At 66.7% G+C, this 26280-nt stretch carries 30 protein-coding genes; 14 read left to right on the top strand and 16 right to left on the bottom strand.

Annotation, left to right across the window (positions count from 1 at the left end; all coding sequences use genetic code 11):
- Nucleotides 1–73 precede the first annotated feature (73 nt).
- Entirely contained in the window at nt 74–667 is a 594-nt protein-coding gene (locus tag ACIQTX_RS08705) for a 1-acyl-sn-glycerol-3-phosphate acyltransferase (protein WP_402971284.1), read from the top strand.
- A gap of 18 nt (nt 668–685) precedes the next feature.
- Here ACIQTX_RS08705 and ACIQTX_RS08700 read toward each other — a convergent pair whose 3' ends face one another.
- Nucleotides 686–889 (bottom strand): hypothetical protein, encoded by a 204-nt coding sequence (locus tag ACIQTX_RS08700; RefSeq protein WP_402971282.1) that lies wholly within the window; start codon nt 887–889, stop codon nt 686–688.
- Between the two features lie 69 nt (nt 890–958).
- Here ACIQTX_RS08700 and ACIQTX_RS08695 point away from each other — a divergent pair, with 69 nt between their 5' ends.
- A complete protein-coding gene (locus ACIQTX_RS08695; RefSeq protein WP_402971279.1) occupies nt 959–1486 on the top strand; it encodes a DUF6328 family protein in 528 nt (175 codons plus the stop codon).
- Nucleotides 1487–1513: 27 nt separating this feature from the next.
- Here the strand turns inward: ACIQTX_RS08695 and ACIQTX_RS08690 are convergent, their stop codons facing one another.
- Nucleotides 1514–2059, bottom strand: coding sequence for a Dps family protein (locus ACIQTX_RS08690; RefSeq protein WP_028503837.1), 546 nt, complete (start codon nt 2057–2059; stop codon nt 1514–1516).
- 91 nt (nt 2060–2150) lie between these two features.
- On the opposite strand from ACIQTX_RS08690, the gene ACIQTX_RS08685 reads away from it, so the two are divergent.
- The 3 genes from ACIQTX_RS08685 (at nt 2151) to ACIQTX_RS08675 (ending at nt 3519) form a co-directional block, all read left to right on the top strand.
- Complete coding sequence (locus ACIQTX_RS08685) at nt 2151–2660, top strand: GNAT family N-acetyltransferase (RefSeq protein WP_402971276.1); 510 nt, start codon at nt 2151–2153, stop codon at nt 2658–2660.
- Nucleotides 2661–2767: 107 nt separating this feature from the next.
- The gene (locus ACIQTX_RS08680) at nt 2768–3067 is read left to right on the top strand and encodes a Fe-S cluster assembly protein HesB (protein WP_028503835.1); all 300 of its coding nucleotides are present in this window, start codon (nt 2768–2770) and stop codon (nt 3065–3067) included.
- A gap of 107 nt (nt 3068–3174) precedes the next feature.
- Nucleotides 3175–3519 carry a LysR family transcriptional regulator gene (locus tag ACIQTX_RS08675; RefSeq protein ID WP_105526633.1) on the top strand — a complete coding sequence of 115 codons (345 nt, stop codon included), beginning with the start codon at nt 3175–3177 and terminating at the stop codon, nt 3517–3519.
- Between the two features lie 38 nt (nt 3520–3557).
- Here the strand turns inward: ACIQTX_RS08675 and ACIQTX_RS08670 are convergent, their stop codons facing one another.
- The 4 genes from ACIQTX_RS08670 to ACIQTX_RS08655 all read right to left on the bottom strand — a co-directional run bounded on the left by ACIQTX_RS08670 (nt 3558) and on the right by ACIQTX_RS08655 (nt 7085).
- Nucleotides 3558–4133: an alpha/beta fold hydrolase gene (locus tag ACIQTX_RS08670; RefSeq protein WP_402971271.1), complete on the bottom strand. Its 576-nt coding sequence runs from the start codon at nt 4131–4133 to the stop codon at nt 3558–3560.
- A gap of 156 nt (nt 4134–4289) precedes the next feature.
- Nucleotides 4290–4844, bottom strand: a complete 555-nt coding sequence (locus tag ACIQTX_RS08665; RefSeq protein ID WP_402971268.1) for a GNAT family N-acetyltransferase — start codon at nt 4842–4844, stop codon at nt 4290–4292.
- Nucleotides 4841–6502, bottom strand: coding sequence for an ABC-F family ATP-binding cassette domain-containing protein (locus ACIQTX_RS08660; RefSeq protein ID WP_402971265.1), 1662 nt, complete (start codon nt 6500–6502; stop codon nt 4841–4843). The genes ACIQTX_RS08665 and ACIQTX_RS08660 overlap by 4 nt, the downstream gene beginning before the upstream one ends.
- A 46-nt stretch (nt 6503–6548) precedes the next feature.
- Nucleotides 6549–7085 carry a hypothetical protein gene (locus tag ACIQTX_RS08655; RefSeq protein WP_402971262.1) on the bottom strand — a complete coding sequence of 179 codons (537 nt, stop codon included), beginning with the start codon at nt 7083–7085 and terminating at the stop codon, nt 6549–6551.
- 287 nt (nt 7086–7372) lie between these two features.
- On the opposite strand from ACIQTX_RS08655, the gene ACIQTX_RS08650 reads away from it, so the two are divergent.
- Complete coding sequence (locus ACIQTX_RS08650; protein ID WP_402971259.1) at nt 7373–8701, top strand: hypothetical protein; 1329 nt, start codon at nt 7373–7375, stop codon at nt 8699–8701.
- A 146-nt stretch (nt 8702–8847) separates the two neighbouring features.
- Here ACIQTX_RS08650 and ychF read toward each other — a convergent pair whose 3' ends face one another.
- Both ychF and ACIQTX_RS08640 read right to left on the bottom strand, forming a co-directional pair.
- Nucleotides 8848–9921, bottom strand: a complete 1074-nt coding sequence (gene ychF, locus ACIQTX_RS08645; protein ID WP_105526640.1) for a redox-regulated ATPase YchF — start codon at nt 9919–9921, stop codon at nt 8848–8850.
- A gap of 51 nt (nt 9922–9972) precedes the next feature.
- Nucleotides 9973–10713: a class I SAM-dependent methyltransferase gene (locus ACIQTX_RS08640; RefSeq protein ID WP_402971256.1), complete on the bottom strand. Its 741-nt coding sequence runs from the start codon at nt 10711–10713 to the stop codon at nt 9973–9975.
- A gap of 59 nt (nt 10714–10772) precedes the next feature.
- Between ACIQTX_RS08640 and ACIQTX_RS08635 the strand changes: the two genes are divergently transcribed.
- Nucleotides 10773–11375, top strand: a complete 603-nt coding sequence (locus ACIQTX_RS08635; RefSeq protein WP_402971253.1) for a 3'-5' exonuclease — start codon at nt 10773–10775, stop codon at nt 11373–11375.
- A gap of 64 nt (nt 11376–11439) precedes the next feature.
- Nucleotides 11440–12732 (top strand): DNA recombination protein RmuC, encoded by a 1293-nt coding sequence (gene rmuC, locus ACIQTX_RS08630; protein WP_402971250.1) that lies wholly within the window; start codon nt 11440–11442, stop codon nt 12730–12732.
- 69 nt (nt 12733–12801) lie between these two features.
- Here rmuC and ACIQTX_RS08625 read toward each other — a convergent pair whose 3' ends face one another.
- Both ACIQTX_RS08625 and glpX read right to left on the bottom strand, forming a co-directional pair.
- Nucleotides 12802–13089 (bottom strand): hypothetical protein, encoded by a 288-nt coding sequence (locus ACIQTX_RS08625; protein ID WP_028503822.1) that lies wholly within the window; start codon nt 13087–13089, stop codon nt 12802–12804.
- 180 nt (nt 13090–13269) lie between these two features.
- Nucleotides 13270–14256, bottom strand: a complete 987-nt coding sequence (gene glpX, locus ACIQTX_RS08620; RefSeq protein WP_028503821.1) for a class II fructose-bisphosphatase — start codon at nt 14254–14256, stop codon at nt 13270–13272.
- Nucleotides 14257–14440: 184 nt separating this feature from the next.
- On the opposite strand from glpX, the gene fbaA reads away from it, so the two are divergent.
- Nucleotides 14441–15469 (top strand): class II fructose-bisphosphate aldolase, encoded by a 1029-nt coding sequence (gene fbaA, locus ACIQTX_RS08615; RefSeq protein WP_028503820.1) that lies wholly within the window; start codon nt 14441–14443, stop codon nt 15467–15469.
- Nucleotides 15470–15565: 96 nt separating this feature from the next.
- Here the strand turns inward: fbaA and ACIQTX_RS08610 are convergent, their stop codons facing one another.
- From ACIQTX_RS08610 to ACIQTX_RS08600, 3 genes are all read right to left on the bottom strand, one after another.
- Nucleotides 15566–16126 carry a DUF6264 family protein gene (locus ACIQTX_RS08610; RefSeq protein WP_402971245.1) on the bottom strand — a complete coding sequence of 187 codons (561 nt, stop codon included), beginning with the start codon at nt 16124–16126 and terminating at the stop codon, nt 15566–15568.
- Between the two features lie 235 nt (nt 16127–16361).
- Nucleotides 16362–17153, bottom strand: coding sequence for an IclR family transcriptional regulator (locus ACIQTX_RS08605; RefSeq protein WP_402971242.1), 792 nt, complete (start codon nt 17151–17153; stop codon nt 16362–16364).
- A gap of 2 nt (nt 17154–17155) precedes the next feature.
- Nucleotides 17156–18208 carry a 4-hydroxy-3-methylbut-2-enyl diphosphate reductase gene (locus tag ACIQTX_RS08600; protein ID WP_374954128.1) on the bottom strand — a complete coding sequence of 351 codons (1053 nt, stop codon included), beginning with the start codon at nt 18206–18208 and terminating at the stop codon, nt 17156–17158.
- A 93-nt stretch (nt 18209–18301) separates the two neighbouring features.
- On the opposite strand from ACIQTX_RS08600, the gene xseA reads away from it, so the two are divergent.
- Genes xseA through ACIQTX_RS08575 form a run of 5 tightly spaced genes read left to right on the top strand, consistent with a single transcriptional unit; the run spans nt 18302 to nt 22576 of the window.
- Complete coding sequence (gene xseA, locus ACIQTX_RS08595; RefSeq protein WP_402971239.1) at nt 18302–19579, top strand: exodeoxyribonuclease VII large subunit; 1278 nt, start codon at nt 18302–18304, stop codon at nt 19577–19579.
- 36 nt (nt 19580–19615) lie between these two features.
- The gene (locus tag ACIQTX_RS08590; protein WP_028503815.1) at nt 19616–19858 is read left to right on the top strand and encodes an exodeoxyribonuclease VII small subunit; all 243 of its coding nucleotides are present in this window, start codon (nt 19616–19618) and stop codon (nt 19856–19858) included.
- Nucleotides 19855–20499 (top strand): DUF4245 family protein, encoded by a 645-nt coding sequence (locus tag ACIQTX_RS08585; protein WP_028503814.1) that lies wholly within the window; start codon nt 19855–19857, stop codon nt 20497–20499. Before ACIQTX_RS08590 ends, ACIQTX_RS08585 begins: the two co-directional genes overlap by 4 nt.
- Nucleotides 20496–21185: a carbonic anhydrase gene (locus tag ACIQTX_RS08580; RefSeq protein ID WP_028503813.1), complete on the top strand. Its 690-nt coding sequence runs from the start codon at nt 20496–20498 to the stop codon at nt 21183–21185. The genes ACIQTX_RS08585 and ACIQTX_RS08580 overlap by 4 nt, the downstream gene beginning before the upstream one ends.
- On the top strand, nt 21182–22576 hold the full coding sequence (locus ACIQTX_RS08575; RefSeq protein WP_402971234.1) for a class II fumarate hydratase: 1395 nt from the start codon (nt 21182–21184) through the stop codon (nt 22574–22576). The genes ACIQTX_RS08580 and ACIQTX_RS08575 overlap by 4 nt, the downstream gene beginning before the upstream one ends.
- A 142-nt stretch (nt 22577–22718) precedes the next feature.
- Here ACIQTX_RS08575 and ACIQTX_RS08570 read toward each other — a convergent pair whose 3' ends face one another.
- From ACIQTX_RS08570 to ACIQTX_RS08560, 3 genes are all read right to left on the bottom strand, one after another.
- A complete protein-coding gene (locus ACIQTX_RS08570) occupies nt 22719–24101 on the bottom strand; it encodes a PhoH family protein (RefSeq protein WP_028503810.1) in 1383 nt (460 codons plus the stop codon).
- A gap of 158 nt (nt 24102–24259) precedes the next feature.
- On the bottom strand, nt 24260–25390 hold the full coding sequence (locus ACIQTX_RS08565) for an aminotransferase class V-fold PLP-dependent enzyme (protein WP_402971231.1): 1131 nt from the start codon (nt 25388–25390) through the stop codon (nt 24260–24262).
- 41 nt (nt 25391–25431) lie between these two features.
- Nucleotides 25432–26211 carry an isoprenyl transferase gene (locus ACIQTX_RS08560; RefSeq protein WP_028503808.1) on the bottom strand — a complete coding sequence of 260 codons (780 nt, stop codon included), beginning with the start codon at nt 26209–26211 and terminating at the stop codon, nt 25432–25434.
- Nucleotides 26212–26280: the final 69 nt, after the last annotated feature.

Here is a 26280-nt window from a genome sequence, read left to right as displayed (position 1 = left end):
GAGCGGGTGGCGCCGAACCCGCCCGAGGTACGTCGACAGCGGGCGAACAGCCGTTCTCCCCTACGGTTGATCCATGGTCAAACGAGTTCTCGCCCGCATGTTCTGGGCGTTCAGCAGATGGACGCTCGTGAGCGAGGCTGCACCGACCCGCCCGACAGTGCTCGTGGGGGCGCCCCATACCTCGAACTGGGATTTCGTCCTGATGCTCGCGATCGCGTGGCAGCTCGACATCGACGTGCACTGGCTCGGCAAGAAGAGCCTCTTCCGCGGCTGGCGAGGCCCGATCATGCGGCGCCTCGGCGGCATCCCCGTCGACCGCACTGACCCTGCGCGCGTGGTGAAAGACGTCGTCGGGCAGGTCCATAACGGCACTGTCTTCGGCCTCGTCGTCACGCCCGATGGAACCCGAGGGGGCAATGAGTACTGGAAATCGGGCTTCTACCGGATCGCACGTGAGACGGGCATGCCGGTGACCCTGGGATTCGTCGATCGAACCACCATGACGAGCGGCCTGGGCCCGACGATCGACCTGACCGGCGATGTCGCGGCAGACATGGACCGGATCCGTGCGTTCTACGCCGACAAGGCCGGCGTGCGTCCGGAGCGTCGCACCGAGCCGCGGTTGCGCGAAGAGGGGTCGGAGACGACGGAGCCCGACGCCGCATAAGCGGCACAGCCGGGGCGCTCAGCCCTCCGGCGCGGCGTGCGCGCGAGCGTACTCGAGGTCGTCGTCGCTGAGGGGCTCCACCATGCCGACCACGGCACCGGTGATCACACGGATCTCCTCGCGCACCGCCTCATCGAGATGCGGGGCCTCACTGTCGAGCACCGCTCGGCGTCCCTCGTCAGTGAGTTCGGTCCACCAGTCGCGGATCGGCGGGAGCGTCATCATGCCTTCTTTCGTTCTGCGGGGGCACACGTCTGGACAGCACCCGAGCGAGGAAACCACACTGAGTCCATGACATCAGAACCATCTGGTCGTGAGGACGGTCTCGACGACCGTGCCGACGGGCGGGACGAGACCGCGAACGAGCGCGCGGATCGCAACTGGGACGAGCTGCTGCAGGAGTTGCGCGTCATGCAGACGGGTACGCAGATCCTGACCGGGTTCCTCCTCGCCGTCGCCTTCCAACCGCGATTCACCGACATGGACGAACTCCAGCGCGATCTGTATGTCGTCCTCGTCGCTCTCGCGGCGGTGGCGACCATCCTCGCCCTCGCACCGGTGGGGATGCATCGGGCACTGTTCGGGCGTCGTCGCAAGCCCGACCTCGTCCGCATCGCCGCCCGGATCGTACGCATCGACCTGATCGTGATCGGTGCCCTGACCATCGGCGTGACCACCCTGATCGTCGACTTCACGGTGAACCGCACCGCGGGGATCATCGCTCTCGTCGCAGCGCTCATTCTGGTGGCAGCCCTGTGGGTGGCGCTGCCTCGGGTCATGCGGGGCAAGCCCCTCCCCCGCGGAACCGCGCCGGAATGACGCGGTTCTTCGCGGGAGCGAGGACGCTCAGCGTCCCGCTGGGCTCCGGTTCTCCGCACTGACCATCCAGGCGAACTGCTCGAGCCGCTCGATGATGGCGTGCAGGAGGTCGGCCGAGGTCGGGTCCTCTTCGTCGACGGCGTCGTGCACGTCGCGCACCGTTCCCACCGCAGCTTCGAGGCGCTCGGTGACGAGGTCGATCGTCTCCGTCGTCGACACCTCGCCCGCGGGGAACTCAGGAAGCGACGTGGTCTTCGCGATGGTTGCGCTGCGCCCATCGGGAACGGCATGCAGGGCGCGCATGCGCTCTGCGATCGTGTCGCTGAACGTCCGTGCATCGTCGATGATCTCGTCGAGCTGACGGTGCGTGTCGCGGAAGTTGCGCCCCACGACGTTCCAGTGCGCCTGCTTTCCTTGGATCGCCAGATCCAACAGGTCGACGAGCACCGCCTGCAGGTTGTTCGCCAACGTCGTCGAGGCCGTGAACCCCTTCTCGGCGTTCTGCTGTCTGGTCGTCTTCGCCGCGCCCTTCGTCGAGCCGCCGGTCTTCTTGGTCGTCGTGCTTTCAGCCATGGTGTGACCTCCTGCCGGTGACGCTAGCTCGCACCGCGAACCCGGGCGAGGGGGTTGACACCGAGCGGACGCAACCCGGAATGTGACTCGAGTGAGTGACGCAGACATCGTGAACCAAGACCACCGCACAACACACCCGGAGATCACCATCTCCCCCATCAGCGACGACGACGCCGGCGAGGTGCTGACCGTGCAGCGCGCGGCCTTCGTGTCGGAGGCGGCGATCTACGGAAGCGTCGATATGCCGCCGCTCACGCAGACGCTCACGGAACTGGAGGCGGAGCTCCGATCCGAGTCCGGACTGACCGCGCGCATCCACGGTCGCCTCGTCGGCGCGATCCGCTACGTCGTGAGGGACGGTCTGCTCCTGACCGGCAGGATCGCGATCGCTCCCGACATGCAGGGCGAGGGAATCGGAAAGCTGCTGCTCGAAAGCGCCGAGAAGGAATCGGGGGCGGATGTCGCCGAGCTGTTCACCGGAAGCCTGAGCGAGGCGAACATCCGCCTCTACGAGTCCTGCGGGTACAAGGAGCACGAGCGTGTTCCCGACGGCGACGGTACCGAGCAGGTGTTTCTGCGCAAGCAGCTGCGAGCAGGGTAAGAGCCTCCTCCGAATCCGCGCAAGGGGGTTGAGCCGATCTCCGAGGTCGGGCATCGTAGCCCGGACATGTCGCGACCGTGGCATGCCCCAACCGGAAGGAGAGTCTCGTGCTCACCCTCACCGACAACGCCTCCGCCATCGTGACGACCCTCGTGAGCCGTCAGACCGACGCCCCTGATGCGGGGCTCCGCATCCACTCCACCGAGCCTCAGGGCGCAGAAGGCGGTGCGCGTCTCGCCGTGCTCGTCGCTGCGGACCCGGAGCCCCAGGATCAGGTCGTGGAGATCTCAGGCACCCGCCTCTTCCTCGATGAGTCCGCTGTGGCGGCGCTCGACGACAAGATCCTCGATGCCGGCGTCGACGACGAAGGCTCCGTGTCCTTCGCGGTCATGCCACAGGTCGCCTGACCGAAGAATTCCGGATGCCGCGGCCGACTCGGTCGCGGCATCCGTTTGTGTAGACCGCGTAACCTGGAAAGGCTTCGCAATCTCGTGCGAACCGTCGAAAGGCCACCGTGAAGATCTCCCTGCTCCGCCGTTTCGTCGTCCTTGCAGAGGAGCAGCACTTTCCGCGAGCGGCCGAGAAGCTTGGCATCCCCCTGGCCTCGCTCTACACGTCGATCGACAAGATCGAGGAAGAGATCGGGCACCCGGTCATCCATCGTGAAGGTCAGACGAGACTGACCGCCGTCGGAGAACTCCTCCTGGTGGAGGCGAAGGCCGAGGTCGCTGCAGCTCCGGAGCCGGTTCGCAACGCGCCCGCCCCTGCGGGAGGCAAGGCCAGGGCATCGAAGGGCAAGGGTCGCACCCCCGCAGTGAAGGGGCAGCCGAAGCCGTACAAGAAGCGACAGGGCCGTTAGAGCAACAGGGCCGTTAGAGCAACAGGGCCGCTAGGGACTCAGTCCCAGTCGAGGTACTCCTCGATGACGACCGCGGTCTCGATCGGGTGCGTCATCGGGAACAGGTGATCTGCACCGTCGATGCTCTTCACGCTCGCGCGCTCCGGTGCCGTGGACTGCAGCTGCTCGCCGTTGGCGAACGGAGTGACCAAGTCGCCCGTGCCCTGGATGATCAGAACCGGCATGACCGGTGCGAGCGGGGTCTCGTTCTCTTCCACAGCCAGCAGCGCCAGACCGTTCACGCGATCGGCATGTGCCAGGGCGAAGGCCCGCGCGACGGTGCCACCGAAGCCATGACCGCCGATCCAGGTGTCGCCCAGTCCGACGTGATCGATCACGGCGAGAGCATCTTCGACCCGATCGTCGAGGGAAACCTCTTCATGCTTGGTCTCGGCACGGTGGCCGATCCGCAGCACGTGGAAGCCCGCTTCCTCAGCGAGGTAGTGCGCGACGACGCCGAGAACATCAGCCGCCAGATCGCGCTCCTGGATGAGGACGAGCTTGACGGGCCCGTCACCCTCATCGACGAAGGGGATCGCGCGGCCGTCGGGCTCGAAGATCTGGGTGTCGGTCATCGGCGTCAATCTCCTCGTGCCTTCGGTGTCAGGTACTCAGGCGGAACGTCCACGGCGGACGCCAGCGACCGAACCGCGGCCGGAGCCGCCGTGTTCCAGCGTATCCCGAGCGGGCGGTCAGTGAGACGCGGACGCCGGATCGGCTTCGACCGACGGCTACCAGGCCCGCCCGCGAAGATCGATCGTGCCCGCGGGCCACCGGCGTGGTGGGGAATCGAGCGCGAGTGTCAGAATCGGCGGCCCCGGAGGCTGCGTGCTCGGCAGACCGGCGCGACCCATCGAGTGCTCCGCTGCGGAGACGCGGTGCCACCCGCACGACTCGTAGAAGGCGACCACCTCCTCACGGCACCCGAGATACCCGAACTCGATGCCCCCGGCCTCCGTCATCGATGCGGCTGCGCGCTCCAAGAGCCGCGCACCGGCCCGCCGCCCTCGTGCGTGCGGGGAGATCAGCACCCCACCGACACCCGCGACCACGACCTCCGCCGCACCGACGCCGATCGTCCGCCGCGCCCAACCGACGTGTCCCACCACGTCGTCGCCGAGTCTGGCGATGTGGTGAAAGCCATGGGGTGCATAGCCGTAGGGCTGATCGGGATCCCACACGCCGAACTCGGAGAAGTATTCGGCGTCGAACAGCGCCCGTAGCCGTGCCAGGTCGTTCGGGGTCAAACTCTCGTGCGGGACACTGTCGATGACGAAGCTCGTCATACCTCGCTGACCTGCCCGGCCTCCACCCGCCACTGGCGGTCGGTCTGCACGGTGGCGAGCATCCGCCGATCGTGGGTGACCAGCAGCAGCGTTCCCTCGTAGGACTCGAGCGCCTGTTCGAGCTGTTCGATCGCGGGCAGGTCGAGGTGGTTGGTCGGCTCGTCGAGCACGAGCAGGTTGATGCCGCGTGCCTGCAGCAGTGCCAGACCCGCGCGCGTGCGCTCACCCGGCGAGAGCTCATCGACGGCGCGTGTCACGTGATCGGCTTTGAGCCCGAACTTTGCGAGGAGGGTACGGACCTCGCCCGACGCCATCTCCGGAACGAGCTCCTCGAAGGCGACGGCGAGCGGCTGCGTGCCGACCAGCAGTGCACGGGCCTGGTCGATCTCGCCGATCTGCACACTCGCACCGAGGCTCGCCGTTCCCTCGTCCGGAGCCTGCCGCCCCAGCAGTCCACGCAGCAGCGTCGACTTCCCGGCGCCGTTAGGGCCGGTGATGCCGATCCGCTCCCCCGCGTTCACCTGGAGCGACACGGGCCCGAGCTGGAAGCTCCCCTGCCGGAACACGGCCGAGCTCAGCGTCGACACGACGGAGCTGGAACGCGGCGCCGAGCCGATCGTGAACTCGAGCTGCCACTCCTTGCGCGGCTCCTCGACCTCTTCGAGTCGGGCGATCCTGCTCTCCATCTGGCGCACCTTCTGCGCCTGCTTCTCGCTCGACTCGGCCGAGGCCTTGCGTTTGATCTTGTCGTTGTCGGGCGCCTTCTTCATCGCGTTGCGCACGCCCTGGCTCGACCACTCCCGCTGCGTGCGGGCGCGCGAGACGAGGTCGGCCTTCTTGTCGGCGAACTCGTCGTACTTCTCGCGCTGGTGGCGACGGAGCGTGGCCCGCTCCTCCAGGTACGCGTCGTAGCCGCCGCCGAACACCCGGTTGCTGCCCTGCGCGAGATCGAGTTCCAGCACCCTGGTCACGCAGCGGGCGAGGAACTCGCGGTCGTGGCTCACCACCACGACACCGCCGCGGAGCCCCCGCACGAATGCCTCGAGCCGCTCGATCCCGTCGAGGTCGAGGTCGTTCGTCGGCTCGTCCAGCAGCGCGATGTCGAAGCGCGAGAGCAGCAACGCGGCGAGACCGACGCGAGCCGCCTGCCCGCCTGACAGAGAGGTCATCAGGGCGTCGGCCGGGTCGTCGCCCAGGTCGAGTCCGAGATCGGCGAGCACGACGGGAAGCCGCTCATCGAGGTCGGCGGCACCGCTCGCCAGCCAGCGATCCAGCGCGACCGAGTAGGTGTCGGCGGGGTCTGTGCCGGGAGCAGCAAGACTCGGGTCGCCCAGGGCAGCAGCGGCGGCATCCATGTCTCTGGTCGCAGCCGTGCAGCCCGTGCGACGGCCGATGTAGTCGGCGACGGTCTCACCGACGATCCGCTCGTGCTCCTGCGGAAGCCAGCCGACGAAGGCGTCTGCCGGTGCGAGGCGGATCGTCCCGGCCTGCGGCTCGTCGACACCCGCCAGCAGCTTGAGAAGGGTCGACTTCCCGGCTCCGTTGGCTCCGACGAGGCCGACCACATCACCCGCGGTGACGGTCAGGTCGAGCGAGTCGAACAGCGTGCGGTGGCCGTACCCGCCGGCCAGCCCTTGGGCCACGAGTGTTGCGGTCATCCGTCAATCCTGTCACCCCACGGGGGTGGCACGCGGACGCACTCTCTCAGAGAGCGGCGGCTTTCGCTCTCACGATTCGGCGCGTCAGCACGAGCGCGATGGTGAGAGGCACGGCCGCGACGACGCCGAAGGAGATGTCGATGAGCTGCCAGCCGAGCGGGAGGCCTCGAATCGCACCGGCGATCAGCGCCAGCGGAACGATGCCCGCGCACATGATGAGACCCCAGATGGTGACCCAGACGTTGCGGACCGGATCGATGAGCGGCCCGACGAAGGCGACCGCGATCGCCAGGTGCGCGAATGCCAGCCAGTCCGTTCCGTAAGCGAGGAACGGATAGTCGGTGCCCGTGACGTCGAGTCCTTCGGCGACCCGCTGCACCCAGAGGGCGAGGTCGGGGAAGACCGTGCTCAGACCGGTGCCGTTGAGGATGTCGCGCCCGAGCATCAGTTCTTCGCGTAGTGGGAAGGCGGTGACCCCGCTCACGACGAGGCCGAGGATCACGATGATCAGGCAGATGCGGATGAGGAGTGTGTCTGTTCTCTTCTGCGAAGACAGAGTCACACTTAGCGAGTCATCGCCCATCCGTTGCTCCTGAGGCTAAGCCGAACCGGATTCCGCTCCATAGTGGGGCCCAGTCCCCAACCAGGACCAACTGCGAATCTACACGCGCCGCCCGCACCCGCACGCAGCACAACCGTCTTCCGTGCAGAGCTGGGACACGGTACTTGCCTCCCTGGTAGACACCTATGAATCGCACTGACTGTTGAGGCGGAACTCTCAGGACGTTGATGTGCGTCGGGCGATGCCGCCCACACCCAATAGGCTTGCCGCGTACTTCCGAGGTAGGCAATTCTGAGATCGGAGAGCCGATGAAGGCCCAGGTCCGTCATGTCGGCACTCGTGCCCGACGCACAGCGATCGAGCTGGCCGTCGCGCTTGACAAGATGCGGGATGATGAAGAGTTCGATGGGAACTCCCCGTGGGGAGAGCCGTCCGAGCTTGCCGCCGGGATCGACTCCGATTGGGCCTCGATCGTTCTGCTCGCATTTTGGAACTCCCTCCGCGAGCCCACGGAACCGGTCCGTCCGCATGTGAAGCGGGCGCTGGCGTTACTAAGAAGCACTTCCGATACTGGTAGCTCCAGAGCCCTGAACGACGTCGCCCAACTCATCGCGACATGTTGGCTTAGCCACGAAGAAAACGCGATCGAACTCGCCCCTATCTGGGAATCGAAAGACTCCGACCAAGCCGTATCGATTCTCATCAGCGGCTCAAGCCTGCCCACTGCAATCGACGCGGTGTCGCTGATGTCTAATCCACACAGCAGTCTTCTCGCAATAGCGGAGATCATTTCGAGAAAGACTGATCCTGAAAGCTTGTTCACCACCGAAGAGTTCCCCCATCTGTCGCAACTTCCTGCAGCCGGCGAAGCGGGACCAATCTGGTTGGGTTTATACCTCCGGATATCTCTGATCATTCACCTGGCGCCGCTCGAACCAGACTTAGCACCTATCTCCGAACAATTCTCCACGCAGTTCTACTCAGAGGTCGGCGGCTCGAGAGCGCTGGGATATCCGGAAATCCGATCAATGCTTCTCAACCTCGACGAGGATATCGCGGCATATCCAGTCGTAGAGTCTGCTGGCGTTTGCTGGAGCAGCGCGTATCTGCTCGCGGATTCGATAGCACCCTGGCTTCTCTCTGCAATTCAGCAAACAAATTTACGTGAGCTGGCTATCTCGCAGCCTTTCGAAGACAAGGTTGTCCAACTCATGCGTGCCCATGGGTTCAAGGCTGGGTCAGTCGACGACAAGGGGACGTGGTCGACGCAGTCAGGAAAGGAGCGCCTTCATTGCGGTGAACGCCTCCCGGGTCAGATCGACGTACTTGCGACCCGCGACGACGCCGTTTTCGTTCTTGAGTGCAAATCGATCTTCTCGATGGGCAAAATTCGCAACATCGCGGAGAAACTAGGCCTCGACGGTCACGACTGGCGGACCCGGCTAGGCAAGAAACGAGATTGGTCAAGAAAAGTACTCGAACGTGAAATCGACTTATCCATGATCGTTGTTGAGGGAATCGAGATATACGCGTCCGAACGTGAGTTGACGGTCGAGATTCCCTTACTGACGTTTGAGTCCCTGTCAGAGGTCCTCGACACGGCACATGAGATGCAAGTCGATCATCTTGATACGTAGCATCTCGACAACTCAGCTTCCTTTAGACCCCGCACGCCGTGAACAAGGCGAACGAATGACGGCGAGCCGCCAAGTCGAAATCGCGAACTTCTAGTTCGCTCGAAAACTGCTGCGCACACCAGCGCAACCGATCGCCGCAGCGAACCTCAGTTGTTGAAGCGGAACTCCACCACGTCGCCGTCCTGCATGACGTAGTCCTTGCCTTCGAGGCGTGCCTTGCCCTTGGCGCGGGCCTCGACGACGGAGCCGGTCTCGACCATGTCGTCGAACGAGACGATCTCGGCCTTGATGAAGCCCTTCTCGAAGTCGGTGTGGATCACACCGGCGGCCTGCGGCGCCTTCGAGCCCTTGGGGATCGTCCAGGCGCGGGCTTCCTTCGGGCCTGCGGTGAGGTACGTCTGCAGGCCGAGGGTGTCGAACCCGATGCGGGCGAGCTGATCCAGGCCGGACTCATCCTGGCCGGTCGACGCGAGCAGTTCCGCCGCATCCTCGGGATCGAGGTCGATGAGCTCGGATTCGATCTTCGCGTCGAGGAAGATCGCCTTCGCAGGGGCGACGAGGGCTGCGAGCTCCGCCTTGCGCGCGTCGTTCGTCAGCACGGCCTCGTCGACGTTGAAGACGAAGATGACGGGCTTCGCGGTGAGCAGACCCAGCTCGCGGATCGGTGTCAGGTCGATGCCGGAGGCTGAGAGCAGCACGCCGCGCTCGAGAGCATCCTTCGCGGCATTCGCGGTCTCGAGCACGATGGGCTCGATCTTCTTGCCGCGCACTTCCTTCTCGTACCGCGAGATCGCCTTGTCGACGGTCTCGAGGTCGGCGAGCATGAGCTCCGCGTTGATCGTCTCCATGTCGGAGGCCGGATTCACCGCACCGTCCACATGTACGACGTCATCATCGGCGAATCCGCGAACGACCTGCGCGATGGCGTCGGCCTCACGGATGTTCGCGAGGAACTTGTTGCCGAGCCCCTCGCCCTCGCTCGCGCCGCGCACGATGCCGGCGATGTCGACGAACGACACCGCTGCGGGGAGGATCCGCTCGCTGCCGAAGATCTCCGCGAGCTTCTCCAGGCGCGGGTCAGGCAGGTTCACCACACCGACGTTGGGCTCGATCGTCGCGAACGGATAGTTCGCCGCGAGCACGTCGTTCTTGGTGAGTGCGTTGAAGAGGGTGGACTTGCCGACGTTGGGCAGGCCGACGATGCCGATAGTGAGAGCCACGGGGCACGAGTCTACCTGGCTGGCGCTGGGTGTCCCACGGAAGGCTGTACCTCAGTCACGCACAGCGCGGTACGCCCTCGTCACGTAGGGAAGGTCGATCGTCGCGTCGCCGTGCAGGTCGAGCTCGTCGAAGAGCTCGTCGAGGTCGCGGCGGATGCGCGCCTTCTCCTCGTCCGGAGCGGTGATGATGTAGCTGCGCGATGCCGCCATCCGGTGCAGCACGTCTCGGGTGACGGGCCGCACCCATTCCCAGCGTTCCTGCTCGAGCGGGCCGAACGGAACGGCGACGACCGGGTCTCCCTCGGCGAGCATGATCTCGGCGTGGCTGCCGTGCATGATCTCGGTGAGCCGCCGCACCCATTCGACACGGTCGTCGCGGATGTTCCAGATGAGGCCGAGCACTCCCCCGCTGCGCACCGCGCGACCGATCTCTGCGGACCCCGCGACCGGATCGACCCAGTGCCACGCCTGCCCCAGCACGACCGCATCGACGCTCGCATCCGGCAGCGGCAACTGCTCCGCCGTCCCGACGAACGTGGGGACTCCCGGCACCGCGCCACGGAGGGTCGCGAGCATCTCGGAATCGGGGTCGATCGCGACGACCTCTGCGTCAGGCGCCTGGGCGAGCACCCGGGTGAGCTTGCCCGTTCCGGCGCCGACATCGGCGACACGGCGGGAATCAGCCGGCATCCGCTCGAGCATCCAGGCCACCGCCTCGAAGGGGTACTCGGGCCTGCCGAGCTCGTAATCCCCGGCCTGCGCTCCGAACGACGTCGCCATGTCCTCAGCCATGTCGCCAGCATACGGCGAGTCTCCGACCCGTCTCCGAGCGCGCGGGGGAAAGTGGGGATGTGCCACTGGACTTCACTGCGATCGACTTCGAGACCGCGAACTCCAGTCCGGCCTCCGCCTGCTCCGTCGGACTCGTCCGTGTGCGCGGCGGTGAAGTCGTCGCGACCACCGGATGGCTGATCCAGCCCCCGCCCGGACACGACGAATTTCAGGAATGGAACGTGCGCATCCACGGCATCCAGCCCGAAGACGTGCTTTCCGCTGCTACCTGGGTCGACCAGTTCGACCGCCTGTGTGCCTTCGCCGGAGCAGACGTGCTCGTCGCCCACAACGCCGGCTTCGACCTCAACGTGCTCCGTCGCGCCTCAGAGGCGACAGGGCAGCTCTGCCCGCCCTACCGCTCGCTGTGCAGCCTGCAGGTCGCCCGCAAGACGTACACGCTCGATTCCTACCGTCTGCCGATCGCCGCTGCGGCCGCCGGGTTCGAGGAGTTCTCGCACCACGACGCCCTCGCCGACGCCCGCGCCTGTGCCCAGATCGTCATCGACGCGGCAGCCAGGGCAGGTGCGGCCGATGTCTTCGCGCTCGCAGATGCCTTGAGCCTGCGCGTCACCGCGCCCGTGGCACCCGTCGTGCCGGCGATGGAGCGCGCCGTCGCCTGACCCTCCGCGCCGCGTCTGTGCGCGGCGACCTCGGAATGTCGGATGCCGGCCGCATCATGAACACATGGATGCTCTGGCTGTCGTTCTTCTCCTCGTCGCTCTCGCGGCGGGTGTCGCCGTCGGCTGGTTCCTGCGTGCCGCACGCGGGGCCGCTGATCTCGCACGCACTCAGGCCGAGCTGGCGGCTGCCCGCGATGACCGCGACCGCCAGTACGACCTGTATCGCGACGCCGTCGAACATGCACGAGACGAGCAGCGCGCCGAGGCGCAGCGGGTGCAGCAGCAGAACGCCGTGCTGACGGCGCTGGCACCGGTCAGGGAGAGCCTGCAGCAGATGCAGACCAAGGTCACTGCGATCGAGCGGGAGCGGCACGCGCAGTTCGGCACGCTCGAAGAGCAGCTGCGCCGCGCTCAGGAGTCCGACGAGGCGCTGCGAGCGACCACGGAGTCACTTGCAGGTGCATTGCGCTCCACCGCCACGCGCGGCGTGTGGGGTGAGACCCAGTTGCGCCGCGTGGTCGAGGCTGCGGGTCTCACACGGCACATCGACTTCGACCTGCAGGCCACGATCTCGTCCGACCGCGGACAGGGACGGCCCGACATGGTGATCCGGCTCGCGGGCGGCAGCTCGATCGCCGTCGACGCCAAGGTCCCGCTCGACGCGTACCTCGAGGCCTCCGCCCTCCCTGGCGGCGACGCCAACGAGCCGCAGCGCCGCAGCCTGATGCAGAAGCACGTCAAGGCTGTCCGCGCGCACATCGATGCACTGGCCAAGAAGGCCTACTGGAGCGGTCTCGACGCGAGTCCCGAGTTCGTGATCTGCTTCCTGCCGACCGAGTCTCTGCTGTCAGCGGCCATCGATGAAGACCCGACCCTCCTCGACTACGCCTTCAGCCGACGGGTGGCGCTCGCCTCCCCCGTCAACCTGTGGGCGGTTCTGAAGACAGTGGCCTTCACCTGGACGCAGCAAGAGGTGTCGACCGAGGCACGCACCCTGCTCGCATTGGGAACGCAGCTGTACGACCGCCTGGGCACTCTCGCCGGACACGCCGACGATCTGCGCCGTGCCCTGGAGCGGACGGTCGACAGCTACAACCGATTCGCGGGATCACTCGAGACTCGTGTGCTCGTCACCGCACGTCAGTTCCCCGGCGTCGATGCGTCTGCTCTCGCGACTGCTCCCGCGGTGGCCACGAGTGCAGCCAGACGATTCACCGCACCGGAGCTGATCGCGGCGGAAGACGACGCCCCACGCGACTATGCGGCGGAGGGCAACGCACTCGAGCCGGAGAGCACGCGGCCCGCGACAGCCCGTGCAGATGTGGGCGACGTGCGGCTTCGGTTCGACGAAGAGTGACGCGGTCGGCTGCGGTTCAGAATACGGCCGGCGATGCGCCGATTCCGCGAACGGCCGGCGACGAGTCGATCAGGCGATGCCAGGGACACCGCTGAGCAGCAGGATGACGAGACCGCTGGTGGCGAGGAAGGCCCCGATCATCCACCATGCACTGATCTCGTGACCCTCGTCGCGTCGGACGCGGAAGAGCACGTCGGCGCGGCGCGCGGGGTCGACGACCGGGGCGGCCGGAGCCGTGACCGAAGGCATAGGGGCCACAGACTCGGCATCGGCGCTCACACGGAGAATGCGCCCCGTGTTCGTCGTGACGATCTTCGTCGGGGCGGCCTTCGAACCACTCGTGTGCTGCGTTGCCATCTGTTCGCCCTCCTGTGCCTGCGGTGCCTGGCGGCTCCGTCGACGGCGACAAACCCAGTGACAATTGTGACACGGCGCTCCCGAGAACCGTGGATCGTGCCGCTGCGAGGCGATACCGGCTCGATAACGATGCCGCAGTTCTCGCCGCCGATCGTCAGGCGCCGCGAATCGTGCGAACGATCACAACCACTTCGAGACGAGATGCTCCGAGGCGATGCGGCGGAGGGTTCCGGAAGCACCACGGAGCACGACGCTCTCGGTGTAGACGAAGCCGCGCTCACGGCGCACGCCGGCCACGAGCTGCCCGTCGGTGACGCCGGTGGCGACGAAGATGGTGTTGTTTCCCTGCACCAGGTCGTCGGCCTCGTAAACCTTGTCCATGTCGAGACCTGCATCGATCCCGCGCTGGCGCTCATCGTCGTCACGCGGCCAGAGGCGCCCCTGGATGTGTCCGCCGAGCGCCTTGATGGCACAGGCTGTGACGATGCCCTCCGGGCTGCCGCCGACGCCGACGCACATGTCGGTGCGAGCGTCGTGACGCGCGGCGTTGATGCCGCCGGCCACATCGCCGTCGCTCATCAGGCGAGTGCCGGCGCCCGCATCGCGGATCTCCTGGATCAGCTGCTCGTGACGCGGTCTGTTCAACACGGACACGACGATCTCATCGACCGGCTTGTCGAGCGCACCGGCGAGCTTGCGGATGTTCTCGCCGATGGGCAGGCGGATGTCGACGACCCCGACTCCTGCCGGGCCGGTGACGAGCTTGTCCATGTAGAAGACCGTTGATGCGTCGAGCATCGTGCCGCGGTCTGAGACGGCGATCACCGAGAGGGCGTTCTGTCGGCCCGCAGCGGTGAGGGAAGTGCCGTCGATCGGGTCGACCGCGATGTCGCACAGCGGGCCGCGGCCGGTGCCGACGACCTCGCCGTTGAAGAGCATGGGGGCGTTGTCCTTCTCGCCCTCGCCGATCACGACCCGCCCCTGGAAGTCGACCGTGCCGAGGAACGCGCGCATGGCGTCGACGGCAGCACCGTCGGCTGCCTCCTTCGCGCCGCGCCCGATGAACGGCACCGCGCGGATGGCCGCTGCCTCGGTCGCACGCACCAGCTCCATCGCGAGGTTACGGTCGGGACGAAGAGGGCTCAGATCCGCTGTCAGACTCACCATGCGGTCAGCCTAGTCATCCACGATTCCGAACAGCCCGGTTTTCGGGGAGGATCCGAAGAAGGAATTGCGATTCTTAACAACTGAACAGATGCCGTGGCGCACAGGCGAGTCTCCGGCTTCGGTACCAGCGCGCACGCCCCGATAGAGTGGCAATTGTCCCGGCTTCCCTATCGCAGGAGTTCTCATGCCCGTCGCCACCCCGGATCAGTACGCCGAAATGCTCGACCGCGCGAAGGCCGGCGGCTTCGCGTACCCCGCATTCAACGTCTCCAGCTCGCAGACGATCAACTCCGTCCTCCAGGGCCTCACAGAGGCCGGCTCCGACGGCATCATCCAGGTCACCACGGGTGGCGCCGACTACTTCGCCGGCCAGACCGTGAAGGCTCGCGCGACGGGGGCTCTCGCCTTCGCCCGCTTCGCGACCGAGGTCGCGAAGAACTACCCGGTCACGGTCGCACTGCACACCGACCACTGCCCGAAGGATGCACTTGCCGGCTTCGTCGAGCCGCTGATCGCCGCTTCTGAGGAAGAGGTCAAGGCGGGTCGCAACCCGATCTTCCAGTCCCACATGTGGGACGGCTCGGCAGTTCCCCTCGCGGAGAACATCGAGATCGCGAAGGATCTCCTCCCCCGCATGAAGAACATCAATGCCATCCTCGAGGTCGAGATCGGCGTCGTCGGCGGCGAAGAGGACGGCGTGCAGCACGAGGGTTCCAACGACGCCCTGTACACGACCTTCGCCGACGTCGACCAGGCCGTGCAGGCACTCGGTCTCGGCGAGCAGGGACGCTACATCGCGGCCCTCACCTTCGGCAACGTGCACGGCGTCTACAAGCCCGGCGGCGTGAAGCTGCGTCCTGAGCTCCTCGGCGAGATCCAGGCCCAGGTCGCCGCGAAGTACAACACGGGTGCGAAGCCCCTCGACCTGGTCTTCCACGGCGGCTCGGGTTCCACCGACGAAGAGATCGCCCTCGCGGTCGCCAACGGCGTCATCAAGATGAACATCGACACCGACACCCAGTACGCGTACACGCGTGCGATCGCCGACTACATGTTCAAGAACTACGACGGCGTCCTGAAGGTCGATGGCGAGGTCGGCAACAAGAAGCAGTACGACCCGCGCGCCTGGGGCAAGGTCGCCGAGACGGCTATGGCTGCACGCGTGGTCGAGTCGACCCGTCAGCTCGGTTCCTACGGCCAGTCCAAGAGCTGATCCGTCGCGAGACATGAGGAAGGGCCCGGCATGATTGCCGGGCCCTTCCTGTATGTCTCAGCTGGCCCCCGTCGAGCAGACAGCAACGGGGTGAGGTCAGGGAGTCGTCATCTGCTCGAGATGGGCGATGAAAGCGGGGTCGTTCATCATCGGCACTGCGATGCAGATCGACACCACGATCATGGTCACGACCGCGCCCGTGATCGGGATCCACCAGGTGATACGACCGCGACGCAGACGTCGGATCGAGAGTGCAGCGGTGACAGACCATCCGACGGCGAGCAGCACTGCAGCGATCGTCCCCCATGTCTTGCCCTGGGCGAAGTTCGTGAACTCCCCCTCGATGCCGAGAACCTTCATGGTCTCGTTCATCACGCTGGGCAGGTCGAGGTATGACAAGCCCGTGATGACGATGTTGATCAATCCGTAGGCGAGCATCGCGATCGTCGCGAAGCGGTCGATCGGATGAGACCGCTTCGTGGAAGGGTCGCTCGCCGGCTGCTCCACTCGCGCTGAGCTCGAAGCCGGCGCTGAACTCGTAGCCGGTGCGGCAGCGAGCGGCTCGACCACGATCTCCTCGAGAGGCGGCAGACCTGCGGCTCGTCGCTGCTCCTCGGGGGTCGCGAGTTCGCCGTATTGGGGCCGCTGATCGGTCATCCCGCAATGCTAACGGCACAACCTCGGGCCGGCTCACAGCGTGTGAGGCCCGGAGACGATAGCGGCCCCGGAGAAGTGGGGACTTCTCGGGGCCGCGGATGTGGTGCGCTGGGGACGCTCCTCATCCAGATTGACCGCCAGCGCTGGGGACGCTTGAGGCGATCGGTAGCGTTCATGTATGCCGCTACTCTCTCCATAGTAGGAAAACGCATGCCGAAGCACCAGGGGCCTTACTTCAGATAGTGAACTCTGCTCCGGAGTCTCCGCCGCCGAGCAGGTCTGCCCCCAGTTGCAGCGAGAGCCGTCTGGCGGTGCGCTGGAGAGTCGACACGAGCTCACGGTTGACGACGGCGCGATCCGCGGACAGCGAGATCGCCAGCGACGCGGTGATACCGGGAGCGATCACCGGCACGGCCACACAAGTCGCGCCGATCGCGTACTCCTCCTGATCGATCGCCCACCCCGGCGATCGCTCCAGCTGCGTCAACAGCGTCCGACGATCGCTGATCGTGCGCGGCGTGAGCTCCACCAGTCGGTGCCTGGAGAGGTAGTCCAGCCGGTCGGCCGCCGGCAGGTCCGCGAGGATCTGCTTCCCCAACGCGGTCGCATGAGCGCTGGACTGCAGTCCCACCCACAGCTCTATCCGGGGGTTGCGGACCGCGTCGACGATGTCGACCAGGTGCATCTCCCCGTCGTCGAACCGCGACAGGTACGCCGTCGCACCCACATCTTCCGTCACCTCGCGCAGCGCCGCTCGCACCCGAGCGAGGAAGACGCCCCGTGCGCCGATCTGCTGCTGGAAGGAGGGAAACCGGGTGCCGAGCAGGAGCCCGTCCGGCTCAGAGGTGAGGTAGCCCTCGTGAACGAGGGTGCGGACGAGGTTGTAGGTGGTCCCGGGGGTCAGACCGGTGATCGCCGCGAGCATCTTGGGCGGAAGCGGGCGGGGCGAGTTGGCGACGATGTCGACCAGTCGCAGCGCGCGTTGCACCGACCCGATGAGGGTGGGCTCCGCCTCCGCGGCGCTCAACGCTAAGCGCCTCCTCCAGAAGCACGACCGCCGAGAGCCCGAGCATCACGCTGACCCGCAGAGTCCTGACGGAGTTCCTTGGGCAGTGAGAACATGAGGTCTTCCTCTGCCGTCTTCACCTCTTCGACGTCGCGGTAGCCGGCATCGCCGATCGCATCGAGCACCTCGCGCACCAGCACCTCGGGCACGGATGCACCGCTGGTGACGCCCACGGTCTCGACACCGTCGAGCCACTCCTGCTCGATCTCCTCGGCGTAGTCGACCCGATAGGCGGCCTTCGCCCCGTATTCGAGTGCGACCTCGACCAGACGCACGCTGTTGGACGAGTTGGAAGAGCCGACGACGATCACGAGGTCTGCTCCGGCGGCGACCTTCTTGATCGCGACCTGGCGGTTCTGCGTGGCGTAGCAGATGTCGTCGGACGGCGGGTTGTGCAGGTCGGGGAAGCGCGCGCGCAGGCGGTTGACCGTCTCCATGGTCTCGTCGACCGAGAGGGTGGTCTGCGAGAGCCAGACGACCTTGCTCGGGTCTTTCACGACGACCGTGTCGGCCTCTTCCGGTGAGTTCACGACGGTGACGTGATCGGGAGCCTCACCTGCGGTGCCCTCGACCTCCTCATGCCACTCGTGGCCGATGAGCAGGATCTCGAAGTCGTCTCGTGCGAAGCGCACGGCCTCGCGGTGCACCTTGGTGACGAGCGGGCAGGTGGCATCGATCGCGTGGAGTCCGCGATCGGAGGCTGCGTTGACGACCGCCGGCGAGACACCGTGCGCGCTGAAGACGACGTGCGCTCCTTCTGGGACCTCGTCGACCTCTTCGACGAAGATGGCACCCTTCGTCTCCAGCTCGGTCACGACGTGGATGTTGTGCACGATCTGCTTGCGCACGTAGACGGGGGCGCCATAGCGCTCGAGCGCCTTCTCGACGGCCACGACGGCACGGTCGACACCGGCGCAGTATCCACGCGGTGCGGCGAGCAGAACCCGCTTGTGTCCGGCCACCGGGTTATCCTGAAGCCGCCCGGCCGCCGCACGCACTCGTGGAAGGCGGGGCACGGGGAGATGAACGGCAGTCGAAGTCACCCTTGAATTCTACCGTCGTGCAGCTGTGCGGGGCCGGAGAGGTTCAGGGGTCGGGAACGGGAGCGGATGACAGTCTTCGAAGCGACGACGGGCCAGGGCGAGACGCCGCCGGCCGACTCCGTCGCACCCCGCGATTCCAGTGCCGACGCTCCCACCTCTGTAACGAGGTTGAACGCGACCATCCGCGACTTCATCGCGCGGTGGAACACCGTCTGGGTCGAGGGCGAGATCACCTCCTGGAATGTGCGCGCGGGCAACGTCTTCGCGCGGTTGAAGGACACCCGCTCCGACGCGCAGATCTCCATCCGGGTGTGGTCGAGCGTGCGCGGGCGCATCCCCTCCGATATCGGGGTCGGCGATCATGTCGTGGCCGCGGTCAAGGCCGACTACTTCGTCAAGGCCGGCGACTTCAGCTTCGCGGTCTCTGCGATGAAGCATGTAGGACTGGGCGATCAGCTCGAGCGCCTCGAGAAGCTTCGCGCGCAGCTGCGACAGGAGGGTCTGTTCGACCCCTCCCGCAAGAAACGTCTGCCGTTCCTTCCGCATGTGATCGGACTGATCACCGGCGAACGCTCCGACGCCGAGAAAGACGTGCATCGCAACGCCGAGCTGCGCTGGCCGCAGGTGCGCTTTCGCACCGAGTACGCCGCCGTACAGGGCGAGCGCTGCGTGCCCGACACCCTCGCAGCCCTCGCTCGGCTCGATGCCGACCCCGAGGTCGACGTCATCATCATCGCTCGCGGTGGCGGCGATCCGCAGACCCTCCTCGGCTTCAGTGACGAGAAGCTCGTGCGAGCGGTCGCGGCGGTATCGACTCCCGTCGTCAGCGCGATCGGGCATGAGAACGATCATCCGCTTCTGGACGACGTCGCCGACCTCCGAGCATCGACACCGACCGATGCCGCGAAGCGAGTGGTGCCCGATGTCGGAGAGCAGCGTGCACTCATCGCACAACTGCGCTCCCGCGCGACCACGCGCCTCACACAGCGCCTCTCACACGACATCGCCCAGTTGGATCAGTTGCGCTCGCGCCCTGTCCTGCGCTCCCCCGCCCCGATCATCGATGCACGCGCCCAGGAGACCTGGCTCCTGCTCGCCCGCGGCCGGGACACCGTGAGCAGGCACATCGACGAAGCCGGACGCCGTACCGGCGAGCTTCGCGCGTCGCTTCGAGCACTCTCCCCCGCAGCGACTCTCGCACGCGGCTACGCGATCGCCCACCTCGACGGCGGTGTCATCCTGCGCGACGCCGCCGATGCTCCAGCCGGAAGCGTGCTCACGATCACCCTCGATCGGGGCTCGCTGACCGCCCGCTCCGAGGGCGAGATCGCCGAAGACGTCTGAGCCGAGCGCCGGCGACGCACGACGTAAGATGGAGGAGTGAGCGCCCTGAACGACACCCCCGTGGACACGCTGTCGTTCGAGGCGGCCCGTGACGAGCTGGTCAAGGTCGTCGCGGAGCTCGAACAGGGATCCCCGACCCTCGAGCATTCTCTCGCCCTCTGGGAGCGCGGCGAAGCACTGGCCGCCCGCTGCGAGGAGTGGCTCCTCGGTGCGAAGCGCCGACTGGATGCCGCGCGAGCCGCAGCGTCCGATGCCGATGCACCGGCTGGAGAGTCATGAGCAAGCAGCCCCCCATCATCGCCGAACTCGGCCGCCCCGAGACCGCGGACGAAACAGCCGCCCGCAAGGCAGCCTCCAGCAAGGCGTACCGCTCCAGCCAGACTTTCCGGAACCTCATCGCCGCCCTCCTGGTCACCGTCGCCGTGGTCGCCGTCATCATCTTCGCGGTACCTCGCGGTGAGCCGGTGCAGCCCAAGCCTCTCGACGTCGCCGGGATCGCCGCGGGAGTCGAGTCCTCGATGGACAGCCCTGTCCTCATCCCCGAGCTGGGCGACTTCTGGCGTGCGAACGGCGCGGAGATGCAGGGCGGCGCGACCGTCGTGTGGGAGGTCACTCTCGCCCCCAAGTCCGACAAGGAGCGCGGCTTCATCAAGGTCACGCAGGCCTTCGACGCCGATTCCTCGTGGGCGCCGCAACGACTGAACGGCATCGCTCCGACCGACACGGTGCGCATCGGCGGCCTCGACTGGGACGTCTACAAGCCGGGCAGCGCAGAATCCAACGCCAACGTCACCTACGCCATCGGCACGCAGGCCGGCGACGACTACATCCTGCTCTACGGCTCGCGCTCCGCGGATTCGACCGCCGAACTCGCCGAGTCGCTCATTCCGCAGATCCGCACCATCTCGGAGGCTTCATGACGCACCCGCTCACGCCTGCCGCCGCCTGGCAGCAGATGCAGGAGGGCAACCGTCGCTTCGTCAGCGATGAGCCGCGACACCCCAACCAGGACGTCGCCCGCCGCAAGGATCTGACCGCCGCGCAGCATCCGGTCGCGACGCTGTTCGGATGCTCCGACTCGCGTCTCGCCGCCGAGATCATCTTCGACCTGGGCCTCGGCGACCTGTTCGTGGTGCGCAACGCCGGACAGGTCATCGGCGAGTCGATCGTCGCGAGCCTCGAGTATGCCGTCGCGATGCTCGAGGTGCCGCTGATCGTGGTGCTCGCACATGACTCCTGCGGAGCGGTGCGCGCCGCCATCGACGGCACGGCGATCGACGCCGCTCCCCTGCCTCCGCACATCTGGAAGCTGATCGCACCGATCGTCCCTGCGGCACGGAAGGTCCTGGCCGAGAACGGCGGCACCACCGTCGCCGAAATCGACTCGGAACTCGTCGGCATCGAGCACCTGCGCAACACGGTGAGCGATCTGCTGCAGTCGTCCGAGGTCATCAGCAACGCCGTCGCCGCCGGCCGCCTGGGCATCGTCGGCGCCAACTACCGTCTGGCCGAGGGCACCGCCGTGCCCGTGATCACGGTCGGGATCGACACCGATGACGCCGTTATCCAGGGGACTGACCCCGCAACCAAGGAGGGTTCGGAATGACCGACACCGAGTACCGCATCGAACACGACACCATGGGTGAGGTGCGGGTGCCCGTGAATGCGCTCTACGGAGCGCAGACGCAGCGCGCCGTGGAGAACTTCCCGATCTCGGGTAAGGGGCTGGAATCGACGCAGATCGCCGCCCTGGCCCGGATCAAGAAGGCCGCAGCGCTCGCCAACAAAGAGCTCGGCACCCTCGACGGGGCCATCGCCGACGCGATCGCCCAGGCCGCCGACCAGGTCGCCGCAGGCAGCTTCGATGCCGAGTTCCCGGTCGACACGTACCAGACCGGCTCCGGCACCTCGTCGAACATGAACATGAACGAGGTGCTCGCGACCCTCGCGACGCGCATCCTCGGTGCGACCGTTCACCCCAACGACCATGTCAATGCCTCGCAGTCGTCGAACGACGTGTTCCCGACCTCGGTGCACATCGCGGTCACCCAGGCGCTCATCGACACGCTCATCCCCGCGCTCGACCACCTCGCCGTGGCCCTCGAGGCGAAGGCTGAGCTGTGGAAGGACGCCGTCAAATCCGGCCGCACCCACCTCATGGACGCGACACCGGTGACCCTGGGCCAGGAGTTCGGCGGCTACGCCCGTCAGATCCGCCTGGGCATCGAGCGCGTGCAGTCGGCCCTCCCCCGCGTCGCCGAGGTTCCGCTAGGCGGCACCGCGGTCGGCACCGGCATCAACACGCCTCTCGGCTTCCCGCAGAAGGTCATCGCGCTTCTCGCGGCCGAGACCGAGCTGCCCATCACCGAGGCCAAGGATCACTTCGAGGCGCAGGCCAACCGCGACGGCCTGGTCGAGGCCTCCGGCGCACTGCGCACGATCGCGGTCTCGCTGACCAAGATCAACAACGACCTGCGCTGGATGGGTTCCGGTCCCAACACCGGTCTCGGCGAGCTGCACATCCCCGACCTGCAGCCGGGTTCCTCGATCATGCCCGGCAAGGTCAACCCGGTCGTTCCCGAGGCCGTGCTGATGGTGTGCGCCCGCGTGATCGGCAACGACGCGACGGTCGCCTGGGCCGGGGCTTCCGGTTCCTTCGAGCTGAACGTCGCCATCCCGGTCATGGGCACGGCCGTGCTCGAGTCGATCCGTCTGCTCTCGAACGCCTCGCGCGTGCTCGCCGACAAGACGATCGACGGCCTGCAGGCCAACGTCGAGCGCGCCGCCGCATTCGCGGGCATGAGCCCCTCGATCGTGACGCCGCTGAACAAGCTCATCGGCTACGAGGCCGCGGCGAAGATCGCCAAGCACTCGGTCGCCAAGGGCATCACGGTGCGCGACGCCGTGATCGACCTCGGCTACGTCGAGCGCGGCGACCTCACCCTCGATCAGCTCGACGAGAAGCTCGACCTGCTGTCGATGACGCACCCGGGCTGATCCGCCCACACGCATCGCCGGATGCCGCGAGGACTCGTTCCTCGCGGCATCCTTCGTCTCCGGGCCCGCGCACCCACCGCGCACGCACGAAACAGCGGATGCCGCGGAGCTCTGCCCACGCGGCATCCGCTGTCATCCGTCGTCAGCTGAGCTCTCCACCCTCCAGGAGCTCGGTGACGAGGGCTGCGATCGCCGAGCGCTCGGAACGCGTCAGGGTCACGTGACCGAAGAGGTCGTGTCCCTTCAACGTCTCGATCACGCTGGCGATACCGTCGTGCCGGCCGACGCGGAGATTGTCCCGCTGGCCGACGTCGTGGGTGAGGATGACGCGCGAGTTCTGCCCCATGCGGCTCAACACCGTCAGGAGCACATTGCGTTCGAGCGATTGCGCCTCGTCGACGATCACGAAAGCGTCGTGGAGTGAACGTCCGCGGATGTGGGTCAGCGGGAGCACCTCGAGCAGTCCGCGCTCGATGACCTCCTCGACCACGTTTCCGGAGACGACCGAACCCAGCGTGTCGAACACCGCCTGCCCCCAGGGGCCCATCTTCTCGCCCTGGTCACCGGGGAGGTAGCCGAGCTCCTGCCCACCGACGGCGAACAGGGGCCGGAACACGATGATCTTCTTCTGCTGCTGCCGCTCCAGCACCGCCTCGAGTCCTGCGCAGAGCGCGAGCGCCGACTTGCCGGTGCCGGCGCGGCCGCCGAGGGAGACGATGCCGACCTCCTGATCGAGAAGCAGGTCGATCGCGATTCGCTGCTCTGCCGAACGGCCGTGCATGCCGAAGATGTCGCGGTCTCCGCGCACCAGTCGATACTCGCCGTCGCCGGTGACCCGGCCGAGCGCGGAGCCGCGCTCGGAGTGGATGATCAGTCCGGTGTTCACCGGCAGCCCGCGTGCCTCCTCGCTGATGCCGACCTCGCTCTCGTACAGGTCGCTGATGTCGTCGCCGGTGAGGTTGAGCGTCGAGATGCCGGTCCACCCGGAGTCCACCGCCTGCTCGGCGAGGTACTCCTCGGCGCGCAGGCCGAGAGATGCCGCCTTGACCCGCATGGGCAGATCTTTCGAGACGATCGTGACGTCCTGTCCATCCTGCGCGAGGTGCATGGCCACGGAGAGGATGCGCGTGTCGTTGTCGCTGAGCCTGATGCCCGCCGGGAGAACCGAGGAGTCGGTGTTCGCGAGTTCGACGCGGAGGGTCCCTCCCTCACCGACCTCGACCGGGAAATCCAACCGCCCGTGCTCGATGCGCAGGTCGTCGAGGTGGCGAAGGGCCTGCCGCGCGAAGTAGCCGATCTCCGGATCGTGACGTTTGCCCTCGAGCTCCGAGATCACGACGACAGGAAGGACGACGGAGTGCTCGGCGAACCGGAAGAACGCCTGCGGATCGCTCAGGAGCACGGAGGTGTCGAGCACATAGGTGCGCAGATCCTGATCAGAATCAGCGGAGGTTGCTCGCCTCGATGTCTTACGGGTGGACTGCTGCGCGGTGCTGGTGGACTGCTGCGCTGTACGTGTGGTCACGACCCACTCCCGACCCGGGGAATCCCGGCTATTCGAACGAGTCGACCAGGGGGTCACGAGCCGTCAACCTGAGGCCGACTCGATCGGGCTCCTTGCCCGATGCCTAGAACGTACGACCGCGACGGTGCTTAACCCGATTTCGACACGCCAGCGTTTCGTTACGCGCTCGTGAACGTCTCGTTGCCGAATGCCTGCAGAGTCTCGTCGAGGAGGTCGAAGGTCGCCGCATCCGTGCCCGCATGCGGCGCGATCCGTACCGAGGAGCCGCGAGCCGTGACGATGATCCCGGCGTTCGCGAGGGCGGCGGCCAGCCTTGCGGGCTCCTCCGGGGCGAGCGCGACGATCCCCGCCCGCTGTGAGCGCTCACGCGGCGAGCTCACGTCGATTCCGTGCCGATCGGCGATCTCGATCACGGCGTCGACGTGTTCCGCGACCCGTTCCTCGATGGCGGCGACACCGGCGTCGCGCACGTCGCGCACCCCGATGGCTAGTCGACCGGCGGCGAGTGTGTCCGGCTGACTGATCGTGAAGGCCCGGGCGGATGGCGCGGGCGCCGGGAGTTCGTCGACGAACAGACCGCTGGCCGTCGTGCCGGTGATCCCGGAGAGGACGGGGACGATGCGCTCCCTGGCCTGGGGCGAGAACCACGCGAACGCGCTGCCGCGACCGGCGCGCAGCCACTTGTAGCCATGACCGACCACTACATCGGCCGCCGCGTAGTCGACGTCGATCACGCCGAACGACTGGACGGCATCGACGATGAGCAGACGATCGGGGCCGATGACCTCGCGCAGCGCCGCGAGATCCGCGCGGTACCCGGTGCGGAAGTCGACGTGGCTCACAGCCAGCGCGACCACCTCGTCATCGAGCGCCTCGGCGATGGCATCCGGGGTCACCCGTCCGTCGTGTGGCGTGATCCACCGCGGGGTCACGGCGTGATTCGATGCGGTCGCGGCACGCTCCACCGTCAGGCTGACGCTCGGGAACTCCGCCGTGCTCGCGATCACCGCCCCGGACAGGCCGAACAGCGCATGCATCAGGCCGTTGGTCGATGATGGCTGCAGCGTGACGTCGTCGGCTTCTCCGCCGAGCAACTCGGCGACGAGCTCCTGTGCCTGATCGATGCGCTCGGCGACCAGGGAGAGAGAGGAAGGCCGTCCGCTTCCGAGCAGGTCGGCGTCGGCGAAGACCTCTTCGCGGACCGACGGCGACAGCGGTCCGAAAGCCGCCCAGTTCAGATAGCCGGACTCGTTGTCGAAGGTGTCGACATAGTCCTGGAAAGTGCTCACTGCGTCATTCTGGCACGGGGACAGCTCCCGCAGGTGCCCACTCAGCGACCGTAGCGCCGGTCCCGATCGGCGTAGTCGCGGATCGCGCGCAGGAAGTCGACCTGACGGAGATCCGGCCCCAAAGCCTCGACGAAGTAGAACTCACTGTGCGCACTCTGCCAGAGGAGGAAGTCGCTGAGCCGCTGCTCCCCACTGGTGCGGATCACGAGGTCGGGGTCAGGCTGCCCACCGGTGTAGAGATGTTCGCCGATCATCTCGGGAGTCAGGTGTGCGGCGAGATCCTCCATCGTGCCGCCGGAGGCCTCATGCTTCGTGATGATGCTGCGCACCGCGTCGACGATCTCGTTGCGGCCGCCGTAGCCGACGGCCAGATTCACGTGCAGACCCGTGTGATCCTTCGTGCGCTCCTCGGCGTCGGCGAGCACGCGAGCGAGTTCGTCCGGCAGGATGTCGGCGCGACCGACATGCTTCACGCGCCAGTTCTCCTCCTGGGACACCGCCACTGCGAGTTCGGCGATGATCTCGATGAGGTCGGCGAGCTCACCGGAGTCGCGTTTGCGCAGATTGTCGCTGGAGAGGAGGTACAGCGACACGACGCGCACACCCAGCTCATCGCACCAGCCCAGGAATTCGCGCATCTTCGCGGCGCCGGCCCGATGCCCCTCGGCGGGAGTGTCCAACCCGAGCTGACGCGCCCATCGACGATTGCCGTCGATCATCATCGCGACATGATGCGGCACCGATGCGGAATCGAGGTGGCGGCGCAGCCGGTTGGTGTAGAGCCGATACAGCGGCCCTCGCCCCGGGCTCTCGCGTGACATCACCTCCCTACGCTATCGTGCCGGAGCGTTCGGCACCCTGCGCGGACGCCGAGGATATGTGCCCTGCCG

The organism is Microbacterium sp. NPDC090281 (assembly GCF_044769635.1).
Lineage (GTDB): Bacteria > Actinomycetota > Actinomycetes > Actinomycetales > Microbacteriaceae > Microbacterium.
Note: the sequence above shows the minus strand (reverse complement) of the source record. Positions and strands in the feature narration are given on the sequence as shown.

Bases quoted from the DNA above. Each gene is read 5' to 3' on its own strand.
- ACIQTX_RS08705 (WP_402971284.1), top strand. From the start codon at position 74: ATGGTCAAACGAGTTCTCGCCCGCATGTTCTGGGCGTTCAGCAGATGG.
- ACIQTX_RS08700 (WP_402971282.1), bottom strand. From the start codon at position 889: ATGACGCTCCCGCCGATCCGCGACTGGTGGACCGAACTCACTGACGAG.
- ACIQTX_RS08695 (WP_402971279.1), top strand. From the start codon at position 959: ATGACATCAGAACCATCTGGTCGTGAGGACGGTCTCGACGACCGTGCC.
- ACIQTX_RS08690 (WP_028503837.1), bottom strand. From the start codon at position 2,059: ATGGCTGAAAGCACGACGACCAAGAAGACCGGCGGCTCGACGAAGGGC.
- ACIQTX_RS08670 (WP_402971271.1), bottom strand. From the start codon at position 4,133: ATGACCGACACCCAGATCTTCGAGCCCGACGGCCGCGCGATCCCCTTC.
- ACIQTX_RS08665 (WP_402971268.1), bottom strand. From the start codon at position 4,844: ATGACGAGCTTCGTCATCGACAGTGTCCCGCACGAGAGTTTGACCCCG.
- ACIQTX_RS08660 (WP_402971265.1), bottom strand. From the start codon at position 6,502: ATGACCGCAACACTCGTGGCCCAAGGGCTGGCCGGCGGGTACGGCCAC.
- ACIQTX_RS08655 (WP_402971262.1), bottom strand. From the start codon at position 7,085: ATGGGCGATGACTCGCTAAGTGTGACTCTGTCTTCGCAGAAGAGAACA.
- ACIQTX_RS08650 (WP_402971259.1), top strand. From the start codon at position 7,373: ATGAAGGCCCAGGTCCGTCATGTCGGCACTCGTGCCCGACGCACAGCG.
- ACIQTX_RS08640 (WP_402971256.1), bottom strand. From the start codon at position 10,713: ATGGCTGAGGACATGGCGACGTCGTTCGGAGCGCAGGCCGGGGATTAC.
- rmuC (WP_402971250.1), top strand. From the start codon at position 11,440: ATGGATGCTCTGGCTGTCGTTCTTCTCCTCGTCGCTCTCGCGGCGGGT.
- ACIQTX_RS08625 (WP_028503822.1), bottom strand. From the start codon at position 13,089: ATGGCAACGCAGCACACGAGTGGTTCGAAGGCCGCCCCGACGAAGATC.
- glpX (WP_028503821.1), bottom strand. From the start codon at position 14,256: ATGGTGAGTCTGACAGCGGATCTGAGCCCTCTTCGTCCCGACCGTAAC.
- fbaA (WP_028503820.1), top strand. From the start codon at position 14,441: ATGCCCGTCGCCACCCCGGATCAGTACGCCGAAATGCTCGACCGCGCG.
- ACIQTX_RS08610 (WP_402971245.1), bottom strand. From the start codon at position 16,126: ATGACCGATCAGCGGCCCCAATACGGCGAACTCGCGACCCCCGAGGAG.
- xseA (WP_402971239.1), top strand. From the start codon at position 18,302: ATGACAGTCTTCGAAGCGACGACGGGCCAGGGCGAGACGCCGCCGGCC.
- ACIQTX_RS08585 (WP_028503814.1), top strand. From the start codon at position 19,855: ATGAGCAAGCAGCCCCCCATCATCGCCGAACTCGGCCGCCCCGAGACC.
- ACIQTX_RS08580 (WP_028503813.1), top strand. From the start codon at position 20,496: ATGACGCACCCGCTCACGCCTGCCGCCGCCTGGCAGCAGATGCAGGAG.
- ACIQTX_RS08575 (WP_402971234.1), top strand. From the start codon at position 21,182: ATGACCGACACCGAGTACCGCATCGAACACGACACCATGGGTGAGGTG.
- ACIQTX_RS08560 (WP_028503808.1), bottom strand. From the start codon at position 26,211: ATGTCACGCGAGAGCCCGGGGCGAGGGCCGCTGTATCGGCTCTACACC.